The sequence below is a fragment of the Plebeiibacterium sediminum genome (assembly GCF_026013605.1).
In the GTDB taxonomy this organism is placed as follows: domain Bacteria; phylum Bacteroidota; class Bacteroidia; order Bacteroidales; family Marinilabiliaceae; genus Saccharicrinis; species Saccharicrinis sediminus.
The window spans coordinates 1-309 of sequence record NZ_JAPDPJ010000419.1; the positions used below are offsets into that span (position 1 = coordinate 1).

The 309-nt window shown below is 40.5% G+C and carries 1 pseudogene; it reads right to left on the minus strand.

Annotated features, from left to right (window positions below):
* Positions 1-206: pseudogene (locus tag OM075_RS26040) on the minus strand (hypothetical protein); the annotation flags it as partial.
* Positions 207-309 lie beyond the last annotated feature (103 nt).

A 309-nucleotide genomic window follows, 5' to 3' on the forward strand; every position in this document is an offset into this window, starting at 1 on the left:
GGTTGTGGTAAATATTTGCACTTCATAATACACTCATTCAATTTGTTCCGGTTTCTATCCAGATGGTCTTTAAGTTCTGAAACTTTCATTCCATCAACTCCTCCGGCACCTTTATTACTCACTACTTCTTTGCAAGCCTGTGTTAGGTTTGCAGGGTGTAGTACTCGCTCAATTAAATGTGATGTCTCTCTTTTTCTTTTCTTCATATTACTCAATTTCCATTCCCTGCTACGACTCTTTGGGGCTGGAAAGGCTCAAAATCCTTTTACCTCCGTCAAAGATGGGTAGCGATGTAAAGTTCAGCCCTTC